General features: G+C 67.9%; 18 protein-coding genes. 13 read left to right on the top strand and 5 right to left on the bottom strand.

What is annotated here, in order from left to right:
• The first annotated feature begins 85 nt into the window (after window positions 1-85).
• Complete coding sequence (locus WDLP6_RS18280) at window positions 86-1009, top strand: LysR family transcriptional regulator (RefSeq protein WP_162593490.1); 924 nt, start codon at window positions 86-88, stop codon at window positions 1007-1009.
• A gap of 39 nt (window positions 1010-1048) precedes the next feature.
• Here the strand turns inward: WDLP6_RS18280 and WDLP6_RS18285 are convergent, their stop codons facing one another.
• The 4 genes from WDLP6_RS18285 to xsc form a co-directional block, all read right to left on the bottom strand.
• On the bottom strand, window positions 1049-1651 hold the full coding sequence (locus WDLP6_RS18285) for a hypothetical protein (protein WP_162593491.1): 603 nt from the start codon (window positions 1649-1651) through the stop codon (window positions 1049-1051).
• Between the two features lie 14 nt (window positions 1652-1665).
• Entirely contained in the window at window positions 1666-2493 is an 828-nt protein-coding gene (locus WDLP6_RS18290) for a hypothetical protein (protein WP_162593492.1), read from the bottom strand.
• A 201-nt stretch (window positions 2494-2694) separates the two neighbouring features.
• Window positions 2695-3609, bottom strand: coding sequence for a bifunctional enoyl-CoA hydratase/phosphate acetyltransferase (locus WDLP6_RS18295; RefSeq protein ID WP_162593493.1), 915 nt, complete (start codon window positions 3607-3609; stop codon window positions 2695-2697).
• On the bottom strand, window positions 3602-5413 hold the full coding sequence (xsc, locus tag WDLP6_RS18300) for a sulfoacetaldehyde acetyltransferase (RefSeq protein WP_162593494.1): 1812 nt from the start codon (window positions 5411-5413) through the stop codon (window positions 3602-3604). Before xsc ends, WDLP6_RS18295 begins: the two co-directional genes overlap by 8 nt.
• Window positions 5414-5569: 156 nt before the next feature.
• Between xsc and WDLP6_RS18305 the strand changes: the two genes are divergently transcribed.
• From WDLP6_RS18305 to WDLP6_RS18340, 8 genes are all read left to right on the top strand, one after another.
• The gene (locus WDLP6_RS18305; protein WP_162593495.1) at window positions 5570-6409 is read left to right on the top strand and encodes an IclR family transcriptional regulator; all 840 of its coding nucleotides are present in this window, start codon (window positions 5570-5572) and stop codon (window positions 6407-6409) included.
• 1 nt (window position 6410) lies between these two features.
• Window positions 6411-7391, top strand: a complete 981-nt coding sequence (locus WDLP6_RS18310) for an AAA family ATPase (RefSeq protein WP_162568573.1) — start codon at window positions 6411-6413, stop codon at window positions 7389-7391.
• A 7-nt stretch (window positions 7392-7398) separates the two neighbouring features.
• On the top strand, window positions 7399-9120 hold the full coding sequence (locus WDLP6_RS18315) for a cobaltochelatase CobT-related protein (RefSeq protein WP_162593496.1): 1722 nt from the start codon (window positions 7399-7401) through the stop codon (window positions 9118-9120).
• 119 nt (window positions 9121-9239) lie between these two features.
• On the top strand, window positions 9240-10052 hold the full coding sequence (locus tag WDLP6_RS18320; protein WP_162568575.1) for an IclR family transcriptional regulator: 813 nt from the start codon (window positions 9240-9242) through the stop codon (window positions 10050-10052).
• Window positions 10049-11044: a tripartite tricarboxylate transporter substrate binding protein gene (locus WDLP6_RS18325; RefSeq protein ID WP_162593497.1), complete on the top strand. Its 996-nt coding sequence runs from the start codon at window positions 10049-10051 to the stop codon at window positions 11042-11044. The genes WDLP6_RS18320 and WDLP6_RS18325 overlap by 4 nt, the downstream gene beginning before the upstream one ends.
• Before the next feature lie 156 nt (window positions 11045-11200).
• Entirely contained in the window at window positions 11201-12652 is a 1452-nt protein-coding gene (gene sauS, locus WDLP6_RS18330) for an acylating sulfoacetaldehyde dehydrogenase (RefSeq protein ID WP_162593498.1), read from the top strand.
• A complete protein-coding gene (locus tag WDLP6_RS18335) occupies window positions 12649-14169 on the top strand; it encodes an AMP-binding protein (protein ID WP_162593499.1) in 1521 nt (506 codons plus the stop codon). The genes sauS and WDLP6_RS18335 overlap by 4 nt, the downstream gene beginning before the upstream one ends.
• Window positions 14166-14960, top strand: coding sequence for a sulfite exporter TauE/SafE family protein (locus tag WDLP6_RS18340; RefSeq protein WP_162593500.1), 795 nt, complete (start codon window positions 14166-14168; stop codon window positions 14958-14960). Before WDLP6_RS18335 ends, WDLP6_RS18340 begins: the two co-directional genes overlap by 4 nt.
• An 831-nt stretch (window positions 14961-15791) precedes the next feature.
• Here the strand turns inward: WDLP6_RS18340 and WDLP6_RS18345 are convergent.
• Window positions 15792-16613, bottom strand: a complete 822-nt coding sequence (locus tag WDLP6_RS18345) for a GntR family transcriptional regulator (RefSeq protein ID WP_162593501.1) — start codon at window positions 16611-16613, stop codon at window positions 15792-15794.
• 129 nt (window positions 16614-16742) lie between these two features.
• On the opposite strand from WDLP6_RS18345, the gene WDLP6_RS18350 reads away from it, so the two are divergent.
• From WDLP6_RS18350 to WDLP6_RS18365, 4 genes are read left to right on the top strand one after another with little or no spacing between them, the layout of a single operon-like run.
• Window positions 16743-17639, top strand: a complete 897-nt coding sequence (locus WDLP6_RS18350) for a polysaccharide deacetylase family protein (RefSeq protein WP_162593502.1) — start codon at window positions 16743-16745, stop codon at window positions 17637-17639.
• The gene (locus tag WDLP6_RS18355) at window positions 17636-18415 is read left to right on the top strand and encodes an SDR family oxidoreductase (protein WP_162593503.1); all 780 of its coding nucleotides are present in this window, start codon (window positions 17636-17638) and stop codon (window positions 18413-18415) included. The genes WDLP6_RS18350 and WDLP6_RS18355 overlap by 4 nt, the downstream gene beginning before the upstream one ends.
• A 43-nt stretch (window positions 18416-18458) precedes the next feature.
• Window positions 18459-19358, top strand: coding sequence for a fumarylacetoacetate hydrolase family protein (locus WDLP6_RS18360; protein ID WP_162593504.1), 900 nt, complete (start codon window positions 18459-18461; stop codon window positions 19356-19358).
• A 41-nt stretch (window positions 19359-19399) separates the two neighbouring features.
• Complete coding sequence (locus WDLP6_RS18365; RefSeq protein WP_162593505.1) at window positions 19400-20389, top strand: tripartite tricarboxylate transporter substrate binding protein; 990 nt, start codon at window positions 19400-19402, stop codon at window positions 20387-20389.
• Window positions 20390-20533: the final 144 nt, after the last annotated feature.

Here is a 20533-nt window from a genome sequence, read left to right on the forward strand (position 1 = left end):
CACGCCGGCCAGGGATCAAAGCCCCGGTCTTCGCGCGATCTTAGACAAGAGTGCTCAAAGGAAAAAGCGGAGAATACCGGTCAGAATGATCGACAAAACCAATCAGTGGATTCCGCCGAGGCTGCGTCTGAATCTGCGCCACCTGGAAGTGTTCGTCGCCACGGCGCGTGGCGGCAGCACGCGCGCCGCGGCCGACCGCATCGCGCGCTCGCAGTCGGCCGCCAGCACCGCGCTGGCCGATCTCGAAGGCTCGCTCGGCGTCGAGCTGTTCGACCGCATCGGGCGCCGGCTGCAGCTCAACGAGAACGGGCGCGCGCTGCTGCCCCGCGCCCAGGCCCTGGTCGAGCAGGCGGCCGAGCTGCAGGCCCTCTTCAGCGAGGAGCATGCGGCGCCGCTGCGGGTCGCGGCCAGCTTCACGATCGGCGAATACCTCCTGCCCGAACTGATCTCGGAATGGACGCTGCGCCATCCGCAGAGCCAGGTCCAGCTGCGCATCGGCAACACCAGCGAGGTGATCGAGGCGGTGGCCGGCTTCGACGTCGACGTCGGCTTCATCGAAGGCCCGCAGACGCATCCGGAAGTCACCGTGCGCCCCTGGCTCGACGACGAGCTCATCGTCGTCGCCGCGCCAGGCCATCCGCTGGCCGGCCGCACCGCCACGCTGCGCCAGTTGGCCGAGCTCACCTGGGTGATGCGAGAGCACGGCTCCGGCACGCGCCAAGTCGCCGACGCCTGGCTGATCCGCAACCTCGCCCACGTGCGCGTGGGCTTCGAGCTCGGCAGCACCGAGGCGATCAAGCGCGTGGTGGCGGCGGGGGGCGGATTGAGCTGCCTGTCACGTCACGCGGTGGCGCAGAGCATCGACGACGGACGGCTGGTCGAGCTGCGCACCCGGCTGCCGCGGGCGGTGCGCACGCTGGCGATCGTGTTGCATACCGAGAAGCGGCTGGGGCGGGCGACCACGGATTTTCTGAAGCATTGCAATGACGCGGTGCCGTCCGGTGCGTAGAGACTGCCCAGTATGCCGCCTTGTATTTTCGACCGGCGACTACGGCGCCGGATAGGACGTCGGCACGAGCCGCCATACATCCTGATTCCCGCACGCTCCCACAACAATGAACGCGACGGGATTGCCGCCCTGATAACCCAGGCACATGCCTGTCGCCACGTTCGTGATCATCCCTTCGAACTGGGTGTTGACGAGTGTCTGGGTACCACCGGTCCGCAACAGTCTCCACGTCGCGCGCGCCCCGCCGGGGGGAAATGGGACGTTCGTTTGAGACAGATCGCTCCACACCGGAGAGCCCCATGCGCTGTCGGAACCCAGATTGAGCCATTGCCTGGGTGAACTGTCGTACCCGGTTGCTGCGAGGATTCGAAACGGCGCGGAGCCGTCGACTTGGGGGATATAGGCTTTGTCTTCGACGGCGTGACGAACATAGAACTTCTGAAGAATGTCCGAATCGTTGCACGTCGCGGTGCGATAGGTCGAGACGCGAGGGCCCGTCTGCATGCGGACGCACAGGCCATTGAGCTTGTTGACGATATGGAATGGCGTGGTGTTCAGATCGGGTGCCGCCAACGCCAGGAGCGGGGTCGACAGGCTCATCACCATGAAGGCCAGCCGATTCAAAAGGGATCCGAGTTTCATGACGATGCGCCTCCTTATTGCTGCGACGAAGGCGTGAAGTAGGTCGTCGGCTCGAGCCGCCATACGTCCTCGTTCTGGCATGTACCCGAGACAATCTGAGTTCCCATTGCCGGGTTGTGATCTTGATAACTCAGGCAATTGTGCGTGGACGCATTGAAGATCAGTCCCTCGAATTGCGTATTGACCAGGTTTTGCGTGTCCAGTTTTCGCGTGAGGTACCAGTATGCGTTTCCACCCTCACCTCCAAGGGCAGGAAACTGAATATCCGTGTGGAGGTTGTAAACGAAAGAACCCGGTGAGGCATCCGCATTCAAGTTGTACCACTGCCGTGGCGTGAACTCGATGCTTCCTGCCTCGAGGATGCGAACGGGCTCGCTTCTGCCTTCCAATTGAGGAACATAGGGCGTGTCTGCGGCGTGGTCGAAGAAGTAGAACTTCTGAAAAAAATCAGTGTCGCTGCACGTCGCGGTCCGAAACAGCAGGGCATCCGTGCCCTTGTATCCGTCTTCGTATTGCTGGATGCAAAAGCCGCGCAGCTTGTTGACGATGCGAAACGGCGTTGTATGGAGATCGGGCCGGAACTGCGCTGAAGCGAAGGCAGGAACGGCTGCGGCGATGACGCAAAGCAGGAGTCGACCCAAGTCCCGCTGGGTCAGCGCTGCGCGGGCTGCTCGAACGCAACGGCCTGATGCGCGACACACCGCCTCCATGAACCTGCCCGCCTGCGCCCTGCGGCGCGGTCGAAGAGGCGGATGGTGTTGGGATGCGGTGTGCGGATCGATGCTGCGCGGAACGCGCGCAGCCCATGCTCGCAGCGATGCGAGCCGCGATGGACTTCTCATAGGTGATAGCTCCCTGTTGTGGCCTGTTTTTTTTGTGGACAGCGCAATTGCATTGCATGCGAATCCGGCGCCAATATAGGTGGACCGGACTCTGACTACAAGCAGGGAGAAAGTTCTCAAAGGATCCGCAGATGCGCGGACCTCGCCGTCCCATTCAACGGCCGCGGATGCGGGCTTGCAAGCCGTCGACCGCGTGCAACGTCAAGCCGCCGCGAGCACCGCCAGCGCCACCGACGCAATGCGCGACACCAGCGAATCCGCACGCGAGGTCAGCACGACCGGAACGCGCGTGCCGAGCACGAGTCCCGCGCATTCACCGCCGCCGATGTAGACGAAGCTCTTGTAGAGCATGTTGCCGGCATTGAGGTCCGGCATCAGCAGCAGGTCGGCATCGCCGCTGACTTGCGAGTCGATCTTCTTGATGCGCGCGGCCTCGGCCGAGATCGCATTGTCGAAGCCGAAGGGGCCTTCGACCAGCGCCCCGGGCCACGCCCCCTGCCGCGCCATCTCGACCAGGGCCTGGGCATCGACGGTCGCCGGTATCGCGGGGTTGACCGATTCCACGGCCGCGACGATGCCGACCTTCGGCTGCGCGATGCCGAGCTTGTTCAGCAGCGCGATCGCATTGCCGAGGATGTCGCGCTTGGTGGCCAGCGTCGGTGCGATGTTGACCACGCAGTCGGCCAGGCCGAGCAGCTTCGGATAGCGCGGCAGGTCGAACAGGAAGACGTGGCTGATGCGCGTCTCGCCGCGCAGGCCGGTATGACGCTCGACCACGGCCGACATCAGTTCGTCCGTGTGCAGCGAGCCCTTCATCAGCGCGCCGACCGCGCCTTCGCGCGCCAGCGCGACAGCGCGCCGCGCGGCATCGGGCGCTTCGCTGCCGGTGTCGATGATCTCGAAGCCGGACGCATCGACCCCGGCCGCCTCGGCGGCGCGCGCGATGCCGTCGCGTGGTCCGACCAGCACGGGCTGCGCGAGCCGCGCATCGGCAATGCGCGCAGCCGCGTCCATCGCCGTCGCATCGCAGGGATACACCAGCGCGATGCGCGCGCCCTTCGCCCCCTGCTGCGCGCGCTGCACCAGCGCCGCGAGCCGGGGGTGCGCTTCAGACATAGTCTTTGTACTTGTCCAGGAAGCGAACCGGCTTGGACAAGGCATCGCGGCGGAACGGATCGCCCAGTTCGCGCGTGCACATGATCTCGATGACCGTGGTCTTGCCCTGGTTCATCTGCATGTCGATCGCCTTCTTCAGCGCCGGACCCACGTCCTCGAGCTTGTCGACCACGATGCCTTCGGCGCCCATTGCCTTCGCGATGCCGGCAAAGCTTTCGCTCTCGAGTTCACCGGCGACGAAGCGGCGGTTGTAGAAGTCGACCTGGTTTTTCTTCTCCGCGCCCCACTGGCGGTTGTGGAACACCACGGCCGTGACCGGGATGTCGTGGCGCACGGCGGTCATGATCTCGACCATGCTCATGCCCCAGGCGCCGTCGCCCGCATAGGCGATGGCCGGGCGGTCCGGCGCGGCGCACTTGGCGCCGATGATGGTCGGCAGCGCATAGCCGCAGTTGCCGAAGCTCATCGGTGCAAAGAAGCTGCGCGGCTCGTCGAAGCGCAGATAGCTGTTGGCGATGGCGTTGATGTTGCCGATGTCGGTCGAGACCATCGCGCGCGGCGGCATCGCCTTCTCGAGTTCGCGCAGCACCTGGCGCGGGTGCAGCCAGTTGCCCTTTTCCTTTTCGGCTTCGGCGATGGCGTCGAGGCTGAAGGGATCGCGCTCATGGGTCCACTCGGTGAGTTCTTTTTCCCAGGCGTCCTTCTCGGCCTTGATCTTGGCGGCGCGCTCGGCCTTGGTGGCGTCGCAGGCGAGTTTCTTGCCTTCGAGGCGCTTGAGCAGCGCGACCGCGGCGGCCTTGGCATCGCCGTGGATGCCGACGGTGATCTTCTTCACCAGGCCGAGGTTGGTGTGGTCGGCTTCGACCTGGATGATCTTGGCATCCTTCGGCCAGTAGTCCATGCCGTGCTGCGGCAGCGTGCCGAAGGGGCCCATGCGCGAACCGAGCGCGATGACCACGTCGGCCTGCGAGATCAGCTTCATCGCCGCCTTCGAGCCCTGGTAGCCCAGCGGGCCGGCCCACAGCGGATGGCTGGCCGGGAACGAGTCGTTGCGCAGATAGCCATTGGCCACCGGCGCGCCCAGGCGCTCGGCCAGCGCCTTGCATTCCTCGACCGCATCGCCCATCACCACGCCGCCGCCCGACAGGATGACCGGGAACTTGGCGTTGGCCAGCAGCTCGGCCGCGGCATCGAGGCTCTTCTCGCCGCCGGCGCCGCGTTCCACGCGCATCGGCTTCGGGATCTCGGTCGTGATCTCGCCATAGAAGTAGTCGCGCGGGATGTTGAGCTGCGTCGGGCCCATCTCGGAGATCGCGCGGTCGAAGCAGCGCGCGGTGAACTCGGCCATGCGCTTCGGATTGACGACGTGGCCCTGGTACTTGGTGAACTCCTGGAACATCGGCAGCTGGTTGGCTTCCTGGAAGCCGCCGAGGCCCATGCCCATGGTGCCGGTCTCGGGCGTGATCATCACCACCGGGCTGTGCGCCCAGTAGGCCGCCGCGATGGCCGTCACGCAGTTGCTGATGCCGGGGCCGTTCTGGCCGATCACCACGCCGTGGCGGCCGGAGACGCGCGCATAGCCGTCGGCCATGTGGGCGCCGCCCTGCTCGTGCACCACCGGGATCAGGCGGATGCCGGCCGGCGCGAAGATGTCCATCGCGTCCATGAAGGCCGAGCCCATGATGCCGAACATGTCGGTCACGCCGTTGGCGACCATCGTTTCGACGAAGGCTTCGGAGGGCGTCATCTTCTGCACGCCGGTCACGGCGGCCCGGGCTGCGGCGGCGGGGGGTTGCTTGCTCATGGAGGTCTCCTTGGGGTCAGGGGTGGTCGCGGATCTATCAAAAGTTGGAACCGATGGTTCCGGAATTCGTACCGGCGAAATATAGGCGCGCAAAGCCTTGTCGTCAACAAATTACAAAAAATGGGACGATACGTCTTGTTTTTTGTAAAAACAACTATGATCCATCCCATGAAAGTCGTCAAGGGTCTGAAAGCCGAAGCGCCGGAACCGGGCGGCGACACGCCCGCGCTGCGGCTCTTCGCGCTGCTCGAAACCATCGCCGCCAAGGACCAGCGGCATGCGCTGCAGGACCTGGTCGAAGAGACCGGCCTGCCCAAGCCCACCCTGCACCGCATGCTGCAGCAGCTCGAAACCGCGGGCCTCTTGCAGCGCGAAGGCGACGGCCGGCACTACGGCATCGGCACGCGGCTGCGGCGGCTGGCCGAGAACCTGCTGCTCAACGACAGCCTGCACGGCGCGCGGCACACGGTGCTGCGCCAGTTGGTCGAGGAAGTGGGCGAGAGCTGCAACATCACCTCGCTCTCCGGCAGCGAGGTCGTCTACCTGGACCGCGTGGAGACCGCGGCGCCGCTGCGCTTCTACCTGCATTCCGGCTCGCGCGTGCCGGTGCATTGCTCGGCCAGCGGCAAGATCTTCCTGACACAGATGAGCCCGGCCCAGCGCCGGCGCCTCCTGGCCAACGCGCCGCTCGATGCCTACACGCCGCAGACATTGACCGATCTCGCGCAGATCGAGCGCGAGGTCCAGCGCGTGCGCAAGGACGGCTTCGCGCTCGATCAGGAAGAGTTCCTGCCCGGCCTGCTCTGCATCGCGACGCTGGTGCCGTCCCCGGATGGGCCTTCGAACCTCTGCGTCGCGGTGCAGGCGCCGGTGATGCGGCTCGATGCCGCGAAGGCGAAGCTGCTGCTGCCCGCGCTGCAGCGTGCCGCGCTGGCGCTGAGCCGCATCGATGCCGATGCCGGCGGGCCCCGTGTCCTGCGTTCGATGGAGAGATGAAATGACCGACACCGCCGCGCTGAAACCCGACCGGATGCTTGCCGTGCGCGAGGTGTTCGGCATCGACAGCGAGCTGAAGGTGCCGGCCTTCGGCGAACGCGACGAGCACGTGCCCGAGATCGACGCGGTCTACCGCTTCAACCCCGACGTCACGCTCGCCATCCTGGCCGGCTTCACGCGCGACCGGCGCGTGATGGTGCAGGGCCTGCACGGCACCGGCAAGTCGACCCACATCGAACAGGTCGCGGCGCGCCTGAACTGGCCCTGCGTGCGGCTCAACCTCGATGGCCACATCAGCCGGCTCGACCTGGTCGGCAAGGACGCCGTCGTGCTGCGCGACGGCCAGCAGGTGACCGAGTTCCAGGAAGGCATCGTGCCCTGGGCGTTGCAGCGGCCCGTGGCGCTGATCTTCGACGAGTACGACGCCGGCCGGCCCGACGTGATGTTCGTGATCCAGCGCATCCTCGAGCGCGACGGCAAGTTCACGCTGATGGACCAGAACAAGGTGCTGACGCCGCATCCCTTCTTCCGCCTGTTCGCGACCGCCAACACGGTGGGCCTGGGCAACCTCAACGGGCTCTACCACGGTGCGCAGCGGCTCAACCATGCGCAGATCGACCGCTGGAACATCGTCGCCTCGCTGAACTACCTGCCGCGCGACGAGGAAGTGGCGATCGTGCAGGCCCGCGTGCCTTCGCTGGCCGACGATGCCGGCCGCGCGCTGGTCCGGTCGATGGTCGCAGTGGCCGATCTCACGCGCCGCGGCTTCGCGGCCGGCGACCTGTCGACGCTGATGTCGCCGCGCACCGTCATCACCTGGGCCGAGAACATCGAGATCTTCCGCGACCCCGCGCTCGCGTTCCGCCTGTCCTTCGTCAACAAGTGCGACGACGCCGAACGGCCGCTGGTGGCCGAATACTTCCAGCGCTGCTTCGACCTCGAGTTGAAGGAGTCGCACCAGCTGACGAGCCCGCAAGGCTGAGCCCGCCATGACCGAGGCGCAGCGCCGCGTTCGGCAAGAGGAGCAAGTTGCCGAGCTCTGCGCCGGCGTCGTGCGCGCCTTCAGCGGCGAGGCCGACCTGCACTTCCGCGGCCAGCGCCTGCACCGTGGCCGCACGCCGCTGCCCTGGTTCGCGCCGCACCTGCATCCCTCGCCCGACACCGACGACTTCGCCTCCTTCCGCGGCGCGGCCGACGGGCTCGCGCTGCGCCTGACCGCCTGCGACGCGGACCTGCATGCGCGCCTGCGCCCCGAAGAGCCGGTGGCGCGCATGGTGTTCGAGATGCTGGAGCAGTTCCGCGTCGAGGCGCTGGCACCGCAGGACCTGCCCGGCATGCAGCGCAACCTGCGGCACCGGCACGAGCAATGGTCGCTGGGCTTCCATCACGCCGGCATGACCGACAGCGCGCGCGGGCTGCTGCTCTATGCCGTGGCGCAGATCTGCCGCGCGCGCGTCAGCGGCCAGCAGGTGGTGGAAGAAACCGAAGACATGCTGGAGGCCACGCGCTTCGCGCTCTCGCCGCTGATCGGCCACGCACTGGCCGCGCTGCGCCGCGCGCGCTTCGACCAGGCCGCGTATGCGGTCCATGCGCTGTCGATCGCGCACACCGTCTCGGGCATGCTGCACGCGGCCCACGACGAGGCCGAGGATGCGCACGACGATGCCGATTCGGACAACAAGCGCAGCGTCTTCAGCCTGGTGGCCGACATGGACCAGGAGATCATCGAGCGCTTCACGACCGCGGTCTCGGGCCGCAGCGCGGTGCTCGACGATGCCGACGGCGCCTACCGGATCTTCACCGAGGCCTACGACCGCGAGCACGCAGCCGCATCGCTGGTACGCCGGGACCTGCTGGGGGAATTGCGGGACAAGCTCGACCGGCGCGTCGCCGCGCAGGGCGTGAACGTCGCGCGCCTGGCGCGCGCGCTGCGCGCACTGCTCGCCGAGCCCGCGCGCGACGGATGGGACGGCGGCCAGGAAGAAGGCCACATCGACGGCCGGCGGCTCGCGCAGCTGGTCGCCTCGCCGACCGAACGGCGCCTGTTCCGCACCGAGCGCCAGGAGCCGGCAGCCGACTGCGTGCTGAGCTTCCTGATCGACTGCTCCGGCTCGATGAAGGAGCATGCCGAATCGGTCGCGATGCTGGTCGACGTGATGGCACGCGCGCTCGAACAGGCGGGCGTGGCGAGCGAGATCCTGGGCTTCACGACCGGTGCCTGGAACGGCGGCCGCGCGCAGCGCGCCTGGCTGCGCGCCGGCAAGCCCGCGCACCCGGGCCGCCTCAACGAACGCTGCCACATCGTGTTCAAGGATGCCGACACGCCGTGGCGGCGCGCGCGGCCGGCCATCGCGGCGCTGCTCAAGGCCGACCTGTTTCGCGAGGGGCTCGACGGCGAAGCGGTGGACTGGGCCTGCGCCCGCCTGCTCGCGCGCACCGAGGAACGCCGGCTGCTGCTGGTGATCTCCGACGGCTCGCCGATGGACAGCGCGACCAACCTTGCGAACGACGCGCACTATCTCGATCACCACCTCAAGGACGTCGTCGCGCGGCGCGAGCAGGCCGGCGGCGTGGCGATCGCGGGCGTCGGCGTCGGGCTCGACCTGAGCCCGTACTACAGTCGCAGCCACGTGCTCGACCTCGCGGCTTCCACCGGCAACACGATCTTCCGCGAGATCACCGAACTCATCGCCGGACAGCACCGGCGTTGACGGCCCGCCCGCCGGCGGCTCGCCTGCCCCGGGTTGACAGCATCCTCCGCGCAGCCTAGAGTTGTTCCAAATCTTCGGACAGAGTTCTATTATTCAGGACAGCCGAAGCACAGGATTCCATGGACTCCACCCTCGCCAAGGGCCTCACCGTGATCGAATGGATGGCCCGCCAGCAGCGCGATTGCCGCGTGACCGACCTGGCCCAGGCCTTCGGCCTGGGGCGCAGCAATGCGCATCGCACGCTGCAGACGCTGGTCGAGTGCGGCTGGGCGACACAGGATGCGGCCACCAGCACCTACCGGCCGAGCCTGCGCCTGTTCGAGCTCGGCGCGCTGGTGGCCGAGGTCGCCGACATCACCGGGCTGCTGCGGCCGCATCTGGCGGCGCTGGCACGCGCCACCGGCGAAACCATCCATCTCGCGACGCTCGACGGTGCGGAGATCGTCTACCTCGACAAGTTCGACAGCCCGCTGCCGGTGGCCGCGTACTCGCGCATCGGCGGCCGGGCGGCGGCCTACTGCGTGGCCTCGGGCAAGGCGCTGCTCGCGGCCGCCGGGCTGGACGCGGCGGCGCTGCACGAGCGCCTCGGCAGCCGGCTGATCGCGCACACGCCCCACAGCATCGTCGACTTCGGCGCCCTGCAGGCCGAGCTCGAGCGCACCCGCGCGCGCGGCTATGCCGAGAATCGCGAAGAATGGCGCCTCGGCGTCTGCGGCCTCGGGACGCCGGTTTTCAACGCGCGCGGAGAAGCGGTCGCGGCACTCGGCATGAGCGTGCCGTCGATCCGCTTCACGCGCACCCAGGCCCGCGGGCTCGCCGAACAGGTCATGGCCTGCGCACGCGATGCCAGCATCACGCTGGGCTACCGGTGCGAACCGGTGCTCGCGACGCGTCTGCCGACGCCCACCACCAAGAGAAGGAGACTGGAATGAATCGATTTGCACCGTGGCTGCGTGCCGTGCTGCTGGCCTGCGCGGCGATGTCCGCCATGGCGATGCCCTTCGCCGCACAGGCCGAGGGCGCCGGCGACTATCCCACCAAACCGATCCGGCTGATCGTTCCGTATCCGCCCGGCGGCGGCACCGACGTGATCGCGCGCATCATCCAGGAACGCAGCGCGGCGCTGCTGGGGCAACCCTTCGTGATCGACAACCGCGGCGGCGCGGCCGGCTCGATCGGCACCGACATCGTGGCCAAGTCGGCGCCCGACGGCTACACCGTGCTCTTCACGCTGTCCTCGCACACGATCAACCCCAACATCTATCCGAAGCTGCCTTTCGACACCGAGAAGGACTTCGCGCCGGTGGTGATGGTGGCTTCGCTGCCGCAGATCCTGGTGTCGAACACCGACTTCCCGCCGCACAACGTGGCCGAGCTGATCGCGCTGGCCAAGGCCAAGCCCGGCAGCCTCTCCTTCGCCTCGGTGGGCAACGGCTCGCCCGGCCATCTCGCCGGCGAGATGTTCAAGCTGCGCACCGGCACGCAGATGACGCACGTGCCCTACCGCGGCGGCGGCCCCGCCGTGACCGACGTGATGGGCGGCCAGGTGCCGCTGCTGTGGGTGTCGATCCCGGCTGCCGCATCGTTCGTGAAGTCCGGCAGGCTCAAGGCCTTCGCGGTATCGACCAAGAAGCGCAGCGCGGCCTTCCCCGACGTGCCGACCATGCAGGAAGCGGGCATCCCCGACTTCGAGGTCGACTCCTGGTACGCGATGTTCGTGCCGGCCAAGACGCCGCGCGCGATCATCGACAAGCTCAACAAGGTGATGAACACCGTGGTGCACGAGCCCGCGGTGCAGGAGAAGCTGCTGGCCCAGGGCGCTGAAGGCGTCGGCGGCACGCCCGAGCAGCTCGGCAAGGTCGTGACGAAGGAACTCGCCGGCTGGGCCAAGCTCACCAAAGAAGCCAACATCAAAGTGGACTAGAGCTCGCCCCCAGGCTGCGCGCACTTCGTGGTGAATCACGCTCGCCCCCAGGCTGCGCGCACTTCGTGTCGCTTCGCCAACCCCCTACCGGGGGCAACACCGGCGGCCCGGCGGAGCCGGTTCCGCGGTGTTTCCCGACTAGAGAGTCCCCTAACTATGACGACCATGGAAACTTCAACACCTTCTCCTGCAGGCCCGATCGCCGAACTCGTCGCGCGCGCGCGTGCGGCGCAACGCATCTATGAAACCTGGTCGCAGGAACAGGTCGACATGGCGGTCACGGCCGCCGGCTGGGCCATCATCGAGCCGACGCGCAACCGCGAGCTGGCCGAGCTGGCGGTGGCCGACACCGGTGTCGGCAACGTCGAGGACAAGGTCGCCAAGAACCACCGCAAGACCTTCGGCCTCTTGCGCGACCTCAAGGGCGCGCGCTCGGTCGGCGTGATCGTCGAAGACCCCGCGCGCGGCATCATCGAGATCGCGCGGCCGGTCGGCGTGGTGTGCGCCATCACGCCCTCGACCAACCCGGGCGCGACGCCGGCCAACAAGATCATCAATGCGCTCAAGGGCCGCAACGCGGTGATCGTCGCGCCCTCGCCCAAGGGCTGGTCCACGGCCGCGCGGCTGATCGAATTCATTCATGCGCAGTTCGACCGCATCGGCGCGCCGCGCGACCTGGTGCAGCTCTTGCCCTCGCCGGTCAACAAGCAGTCGACCGCCGAGCTGATGCGCCTGTGCGACCTGGTGGTGGCGACGGGCTCGCAGGCCAACGTGCGCGCGGCCTACGCCAGCGGCACGCCGGCCTTCGGCGTCGGCGCGGGCAACGTGGCCGGCATCGTGGACGAGACGGCCGACGCGGCGCTGGCGGCCGACCGCATCGTGCGCTCCAAGACCTTCGACAACGCGACCAGCTGCTCGTCGGAGAACAGCCTGGTGGTGATCGATGCGGCGCGGCCCGCGCTGATCGCCGCGCTCGAGGCGCGCGGCGCGGTCATGCTCGACGGCCCGCAGAAGGCCGCGCTGCAGGCGCTGATGTGGCCCGAAGGCAAGCTGTCGCCCGCGGTGATCGGCAAGTCGGCCACGCAGATCGCCGAACGCGCGGCCGAGCAGGACGCGGCCGGACGCGACGCCTGGCGCGCGATCGCCGCGCGCCAGCCGCGCATCCTGATGGTGGCCGAGGACGGCGTGGGCCATGAACATCCCTACTCCGGCGAGAAGCTCAGCCCGGTGCTCGCGATCTATGCGGCGCGCGACTTCGAGGACGCGGCATCGATCGTCGCGCGCATCTACGCCTACGAGGGCGCGGGCCATTCGGTGGGACTGCACAGCGCGAAGCCGGAACGCGCGCTGACGCTCGGCCTGACGCTGCCGGTGTCGCGCGTGATCGTCGACCAGGCGCACTGCATCGCCACCGGCGGCAGCTTCGACAACGGGCTGCCGTTCTCGCTGTCGATGGGCTGCGGCACCTGGGGCAAGAACAACTTCTCCGACAACATGAACTACCGCCACTACCTCAACATCACGCGCGTGTCGCGGCCGATCCCGGAGCAGATGCCGGGCGAGGAGGAGATCTTCGGCGCCTTCTTCGCGCAGCATGGTGCGGCGTGAGGCAGGCGCCTGCCACCGTCCATGAGCTGATCGAGCGGCAGGCGGCCGCGCGGCCGCAGGCGACCTATGCGGTCGCCACGCAGGACGATCGGCAGCTCGGCTACGGCGAACTGGTGCGCGGCTGCCGCAGCGTCGCGGCGCTGCTGCGCAGCCGTGGCGCGCAGCCGGGCGACACGGTCTCGGTGGTGATGCCCAACGGCCTGCAGACATTGCGCGTGCTGCTCGGCGCGATGCACGGCGGACTGTGCGTGAACCCGGTCAACCTGCTGTCGCAGCCCGAGCAGATGCGCTACGTGCTCGCGCATTCCGATTGCCGCGTGGTCTGCGTCGCACCCGAATGGGAAGAGCGCGTGCGCGGCATGCTGGCCGGGCTCGACCGCACGGTGGACGTGATCGTGGTCGACCCCGATGCGGCCGCACTGCCGGGCGAGGCGCAAGTGCCTGCGCTCGCCGATGCATCGCCGCCCGCGCCCGGCGACCTCGCGCTGCTGATGTACACCTCCGGCACCACCGGCATGCCCAAGGGCGTGATGCTGAGCCAGCGCAACCTCGCGGCCAATGCGCAGGCCATCAGTACCGAGCACGAACTCGGCGCCGCCGACCGCGTGCTGGCCGTGCTGCCGCTCTATCACATCAATGCCTTCGCCGTGACCATGCTGGCGCCGCTCGTGCAGGGCGGCAGCCTCGCGATGGCGCCGAGGTTCTCGGCCGGCCGCTTCTGGGAACAGGCCGCGCACACGCAGTGCACCTGGATCAACGTGGTGCCGACCATGATCTCCTACCTGCTCGAAGGCGAGCGGCCGCCGGCGGCGCAGACGGCGCGCATCCGCTTGTGCCGCTCCGCATCGGCCGCGCTGCCGCCCGAGCACCATCGCGCATTCGAGCAGCTGTTCGGCATCGGCATCGTCGAGACCATGGGCCTGACCGAGACCGCGGCGCCCGCCTTCTCGAATCCGCTCGCCCCGGCCGCGCGCAAGCTCGGCTCGGTGGGCCGCGCCTCGGGCTGCGAGGCGCGCGTGATCGATGCGGCGCTGGCCGAGGTGCCCGACGGCACGACCGGCGAGCTGGCGATCCGCGGCCCCAACGTGATGCTCGGCTACTACAAGAACGAGGAAGCGACGCGCGCGAGCTTCACGCCCGACGGCTGGCTGCGCACCGGCGACCTCGGGCACCGCGACGCCGACGGCTTCTTCTTCGTCACCGGCCGCATCAAGGAGCTGATCATCAAGGGCGGTGAGAACATCGCGCCGCGCGAGATCGACGAGGCCCTGCTGCAGCATCCCGCGGTGCTGGAGGCCGCCGCGGTCGGCGTGCCGCATCCGCACTACGGCCAGGAGATCGGCGTGTGCATCGTGCTGCGCGAAGGCCTGGCCTGCACCGAGGACGAACTGCGCGCCTTCTGCGACACGGCGCTCGGCCGCTACAAGACGCCGGGCCACTTCCGCTTCGTCACCGACCTGCCGCGCGGGCCGTCCGGAAAGGTGCAGCGCCTGAAGCTGCTGCCGCTCTTCGAATGAGCCCCGAGCTGCTGACGCCGCCGCTGGCGCCAGCCCTGCTCGTCTACAGCCTCGGCGTGGTGTTCGCGGCCGGCATCGTGCGCGGCTTCGCCGGCTTCGGCTTCTCGGCCATCACGGTGGCGGGCATCTCGGTCGTGATCTCGCCGGCGCTGGTGGTGCCGGCGATCTTCATGCTCGAGGTGCTGGCCAGCCTGAGCCAGCTGCGCGGCATCGCGCGCGACATCGACGGCCCCTGGCTGAGCTGGCTCGCGCTCGGCAATCTGCTGTGCATCCCGATCGGCGTTGCGCTGCTGGCGTGGCTTCCCGAGACGCCGCTGCGCCTTCTGATCGGGGCGCTGCTGATGGCGGCGGCCCTGTTGCTGCGCAGCGGGCGCAAGGCGACGCTGCGGCCGACGCGCAGCGTGCGGCTGGCGGCCGGCATGGTGTCGGGCTTCATCAACGGCGTGGCCGCGATCGGCGGCATCGCCATCGCGGTGCTGCTGAGCACGGCGCAGATGGCGCCGGCCACCTTGCGTGCGACGCTGATCGCGCTGTTCCTGTTCACCGACGTGGTGTCGCTCGTGAGCGCGGCGCTCATGCCTTCGGGTGCGCGCATGGCCGGTGGGCTGCTGGGTGTCGGCACGTTGACGTGGGCGCTGTGGCTGGCGCCGGCGATGCTGGTCGGCATCTGGGTCGGGCAGCGCTCGTTCGCCGGTGTGTCCGAGGCGCAGTTTCGGCGGCATGTGTTGAATCTGCTGATTGCGTTGGCGGGGGTGAGTGTGGTGCGGTCGGTGGTGGGGTTGTTTGGGTGAGGCTGGGGATCGATGGGGCGGAGTAAGACGATCATCGACTCTCTGTCTTTCTCCCTCCCCCTCCGGGAGAGGGTTGGGGTGAGGGCGCCGGGCGGTTGATTTGTATGTTGCGTTTCTTGTTGAGTCCTGAGGCCGGGACTCGCCCCGGCAGGCGACTTACTTTCTTTTGCTTCGCCAAAAGAAAGTAAGCAAAGAAAAGGCGACCCCACTGCGCGTGTCCCTCCGCTTCGCTGCGGGCAACCTGCGGTGCTCGCTTCAGGCGGGGTCCGCGCAAACTCGCTGCGCTCAAACAGTGCGCGGCCCTTATCCGCCTGAAGCTGCGCTCCTCGGCACGCGCAGAGGGGGTTAGGGTCAACGCGCCATGGCGCGTACTTGTGTGGGGCGGTGCGAGTGCGGAGATTGCGTGGATGGATCGGGTCGAGATGATCATCGGCCGTTGACTCCGATGATCGACGAGTTGCAATTAGCAATTAGCGGCCTCGATACTCGACCGCAGTCGGCTGTTCAAAGGCCGAGCGAAGCGACGGCCCGAGAAACACAAATACGCGCCATGGCGCGTTGAATTCCATCCCCTCTGCGCGCGCCGAGGAGCGCAGCTTTTCGCGGATCAGGGCCGCGCACTGTTTGAGCGAAGCGAGTTTGCGCGGACCCCGCGAAAAGCGAGCACCGCAGGTTGCCCGTAGCGAAGCGGAGGGTCGCGCGCAGTGGGGTCGCCTTTTCTTTGGTTACTTTCTTTTGGCGAAGCAAAAGAAAGTGACTCGCCCGCCGGGGCGAATTCCCGGCCGACGGCCTCACATCAAGCGCAACGCACAGAGCAAAGGCCCGGTGCCCTCACCCCCGCCTTCTCCCGGAGGAAGAGGGAGCAAGAGAGGGATCAGCGACTGCGCGCCGCACCGCCCGTCGCGACGACCCAGCAGCACGCCCCCCCGGCTCATGCCCCGACCCGGCAGCCTTGTCCGAAGCAGCCTGCAAACTGTCACGCACCAGCTTCGCCGTGCTCGCCAGATGGTCGAGCAGCAGTTGCACCGCCTCCTCGGTCTTGCGCTCGATCGCCGCTTCCATCAGCGCCTTGTGCTCGTCGCGCACGCGCACCACCTCGCGCGCGTTCGACAGCCGGCTCAGGTGGCGGTAGCGGTCCGCCGCATCGAAGAGCTGTCCGCAATAGCCGAGCAGCCAGCTCGAACCGCAGGCCGCCAGCAGGCTCGCATGAAAGGCCCGGTGCGCGTCTTCCCATGGCGCGTTGATCTGCGGCTCGGCACCGCCCGGCGCCACGCGGTGCAGGCGCGAGAGCCGGTGGTAGGACAGCAGCACGTGCTCTTCCCACGCGCGGTCGCCGTGCGCGATCGACTGCCGCAGCGCCAGCTCGTCGAGCCAACCGCGGGTCTTCGTGAGTTCGTCGAGATGCGCCTCGCTGACCGGCGTGACGTGGAAGCCGCGCTGGTCGCTGTGGCTCACGAGGCCGTCGCGCGCCAGCCGGTGCAGCGCCTCGCGCATCGGGCTCAGGCCGATGTCGTAGCGCGCGCAGAGCTGTGCGATGTGGAGCTTGCGGCCCGGCAGCAGCAACGCGTGAATGATCTCCTGGCGCAGGCGTTCATACGCCACGGAAGACAGCGTGCCCGTCGCGCTGCTCGGGGGTTCGGATGGGTTGTTCATGAGGCCTGGGTTCCCTGCGGGTTGCCGGGATTCTGTCATTGCGACTCTGGAAATAAAATCGATTTCCCGTTGACCATAAAAATAATATCGATTATCTTGCGGCCCACGCAAATTCTTGGAGACAGCCCGATGCAGCATTCCCTGGACATTCACGCCGGCGCCACGGAGATCCGGACTCCGGCCGATTTCCGCTGGCCCGGCGGCAAGCGGATCGCGGTGTTCCCGCGCGTTTCGTTCGAATGGTGGTCCGATGGCAAGTGGCCCGGCATCGGCCCGATGGGCAACCCGCTGCGCCAGGGCTTTCCCGATCTCAACGCGATGAGCTGGGCCGAGTACGGGCACCGGCGCGGCATCTTCCGCATCCTCGACGTGCTGGAGCGCAACCAGGTGCGCGCCACCTTCAACGTCAGCGGCATCCTGGCCGAACACTATCCGCAGGTGATCCGCCGCATGGCCGACGCCGGCCATGACGTGGTCGCGCATTCCTACACCATGGACGTGATCCCGGTGTACCTCGACGAAGCCGAGGAGCGCGCCAACATCGAACGCACCACCGCGCTGCTGGAGAAGGCGATGGGCCGCCGCCCGCGCGGCTGGATCAGCCCGCGCAGCACGCCCGGCCTGCGCACGCCGCGCATGCTGCTGGAGGCCGGCTACGACTGGCACGGCGACACGCTGAACGACGACCTGCCCTACGTGATGCGCTATGGCGACCGTTCCATCGTCGCCTTCCCGAACAACACCGAGGTGAACGACCTGCCGCATTACATGCGCTACGGCAACTCGCCGCGCGACATGGTCGCGCTGTTCGAGGACTGGCTCGACTGCGCGCGCAACCACGAGACCGGCGCGGCGCGCATCGACCCCGCGATCCATGCGCACGTCTCGGGCCGGCCGCTCGCGATGGCGGCCTACGAAAAGATCATCCGGCTGGCGAAGAATGCGCCCGACGTCTGGATGGGCACGCGCTCGGAAGCCGTCGACCACCTGCGCGCGGTGGTCGGCGCCCCGGGACCGAAGGCATGAAGCTCGGGCTGGAGGGCCGCACGGCCGTGGTCTGCGCCTCGTCCGACGGCCTCGGCAAGGCCTGCGCGATGTCGCTGGCGCGTGAGGGTTGCGCCGTGCTCATCAATGGCCGCGATGCCGACCGCCTGCAGGCCGCCGCCGACGAGATCCGCAGCGCCACCGGCGCCACCGTCAAGCCGGTGCGCGCCGACCTCAATACCGAGGCCGGCCGCAGCGTGCTGGCCGCCGCGGGCGCCGGCGCGAGCATCCTGGTCAACAACAATGCCGGGCCCGAGCCCGGGCCCTTCCTCGGCTTCGAGCGCGAGGACTGGGAAGGCGCGATGGAGGCCAACTTCTATGCGCCGATGTTCATGATCAAGGCGCTCCTGCCCGGCATGCGCGCGCGCAGGTTCGGCCGCATCGTCAACATCACCTCGGCGCGCGTGAAGTCGCCGACGCCGACGATGGCCTTGTCGACCGCGCCGCGCACCGCACTGACGGCGCTGACCCGTTCGCTCGCGCTGGACGTCGCGGTCGACAACGTCACCATCAACAACCTGCTGCCCGAACGCTTCGGCACCCACCGTCAGGTGGAGATGGCCGATCGCATGATGAAGGAACGCGGCATCGGCCGCGACGAGGCGATGGCGGTGATCGCCGAGACCATTGCAGCCAAACGCCTGGGCAAGCCCGAGGAATTCGGCGACACCTGCGCCTTCCTGTGCAGCGTGCAGGCCGGCTACATCTCGGGCCAGAACCTGCAGCTCGACGGCGGTTCCTATCGCGGCCTGATCTGACCCATCCCTCCACCTCTTCCCATCTCTTCTCTTTTCTTCTCCCATGAAATTCGTCAGCTTTGCATCGAGCGCCCAGGAGGCGCCGCGCCCCGGCGTCGTCGTCGACGAGCGCTTCGTGATCGACCTCGCCGCCCTTCCCGATGCACCCTTCGACAACAGTTCCCTGCTCGGCCTGATCGAGGCCGGCGACGCCGGCCTCGCCTGGGTGCGCGCCGTGCTCGCGCAGCCGCACGAGCGCATCGCGCTCGACCACGTCCATCTCTTCGCGCCGATCCCGAAGCCGCGCAAGAACGTGTTCTGCGTCGGCTGGAACTACCTCGCGCACTTCGAGGAAGGCGACAAGACGCGTGCCGCCAAGGTCGACCTGCCCGATCGCCCGACCTTCTTCACCAAGGCCAGCACCGCGGTCGGCGGCCCCTACGACCCGATCCCGATCGACGACACGATCACGCTGAAACTGGACTGGGAGGCCGAGCTTGGCGTCATCATCGGCAAGCGCGGCAAGAACATCGCGCAGGCCGCGGCGATGGACCACGTGTGGGGCTACACCGTGCTCAACGACGTCACCGGCCGCGACATCCAGCGCCAGCACGGCAACCAGTGGTTCAAGGGCAAGAGCCTGGACGGCAGCTGCCCGATGGGGCCGTGGATCGTCACCGCCGATGCGCTCGATCCGGCAGACCTGAAGATCGCCTGCAGGGTCAACGGCGTGGTCAAGCAGTCGTCGAGCACCTCGCATATGTACTTCCGCATCCCGCGCATCCTCGAGGAGCTCTCGCACGGGCTGACGCTGGAGCCGGGCGACATCATCGCCAGCGGCACGCCGGAAGGCGTCGGCCATGCGCGCGTGCCGCCCGAGTTCATGCAGCAGGGCGACGTGATGGAAACCGAGGTGATCGGCATCGGCACGCTGCGCAACGTCATCGGGCCGGCCCGCGGCTGACCCGCCCGCGCGCGAAAAAAAGAACGACAGGAGACAAAGACATGATCAAGTTCCGACTGCCGCGCCTGCACGGATTGCGGCCCGCGCGCTGCCTGGCCGCGCTGGCGTTCGCGGCGCTGGGCACGGCGGCGCTCGCCGCCTACCCCGATCGTCCGATCCGGCTGGTCGTGCCCTTCCCGCCCGGCGGTCCCAACGACATCATCGCGCGCCTGCTGAGCGAGAAACTCACCGGCGCGCTCGGCAAGCCGGTGGTGATCGACAACGTGCCGGGCGGCAGCACGATCATCGGCACGCGCCAGGTGGCCGAAGCGCCGGCCGACGGCTACACCGTGCTGATGGTGTCGCCGAGCCACGTCATCAATCCCGGGCTGCGGTCCGACATGCCTTACGACCTGCTGCGCGACTTCGCGCCGGTGATCGAGGTCGCGGTGTCCCCCAACGTGCTGGCCGTCAATTCGGCGACGCCGGCGAAGAACGTGGCCGAGCTGATCGCGCTGGCCAAGGCGCATCCCGGCGAGATCAACTACGGCTCCGGCGGCACCGGCACCGCGACGCACCTGGCCGGCGAGCTGCTGTGTTCGATGGCCGGTGTGAAGATGAACCACATCCCCTACAAGGGCGACGCCCAGGCGACCGTCGATCTGCTGGGCAACCAGATCAGTTGGAAGTTCGGCACCATCCTGTCGATCAAGCAGCATGTCGACGCGGGCCGCCTGCGCGCGCTGGCGGTGAGCGGTCCGCGGCGCGTGCCCGCGATGCCGAACGTGCCGACCGTCGCCGAAACCATTCCGGGCTTCGACGCCACCTCGCTCTACGGCGTGATGGTGCCGATCCGCACGCCGGCGCCGATCGTCGAGCGATTGAACAAGGAGATCGGCAAGATCGTGGCCTCGGAATCGTTCCGCAAGATCCTCTCGGAAGACGGCGCGGAGGTGGTCGGCGGCACGCCGCAGCAGTTCGGGCAGAACCTCGCGCAGGCGATCGACAAGTGGAAGACCGTGATCCGCAACGCCGGCATCAAGCTGCAGTGACTGCGACGGTGCACTGCTGACCGAGAACGGACGCGAGCCGCAAAGCTTCAAGACCGAGTATGGCGACGAGGGCGACGAAGCCTCGTCGGCCGTGGATTCTTGCGTAGCGCCAAACAGCGCTTGATCTTTCGAGCTTCGTCGATA

The organism is Variovorax sp. PBL-E5, from assembly GCF_901827185.1.
In the GTDB taxonomy this organism is placed as follows: domain Bacteria; phylum Pseudomonadota; class Gammaproteobacteria; order Burkholderiales; family Burkholderiaceae_C; genus Variovorax.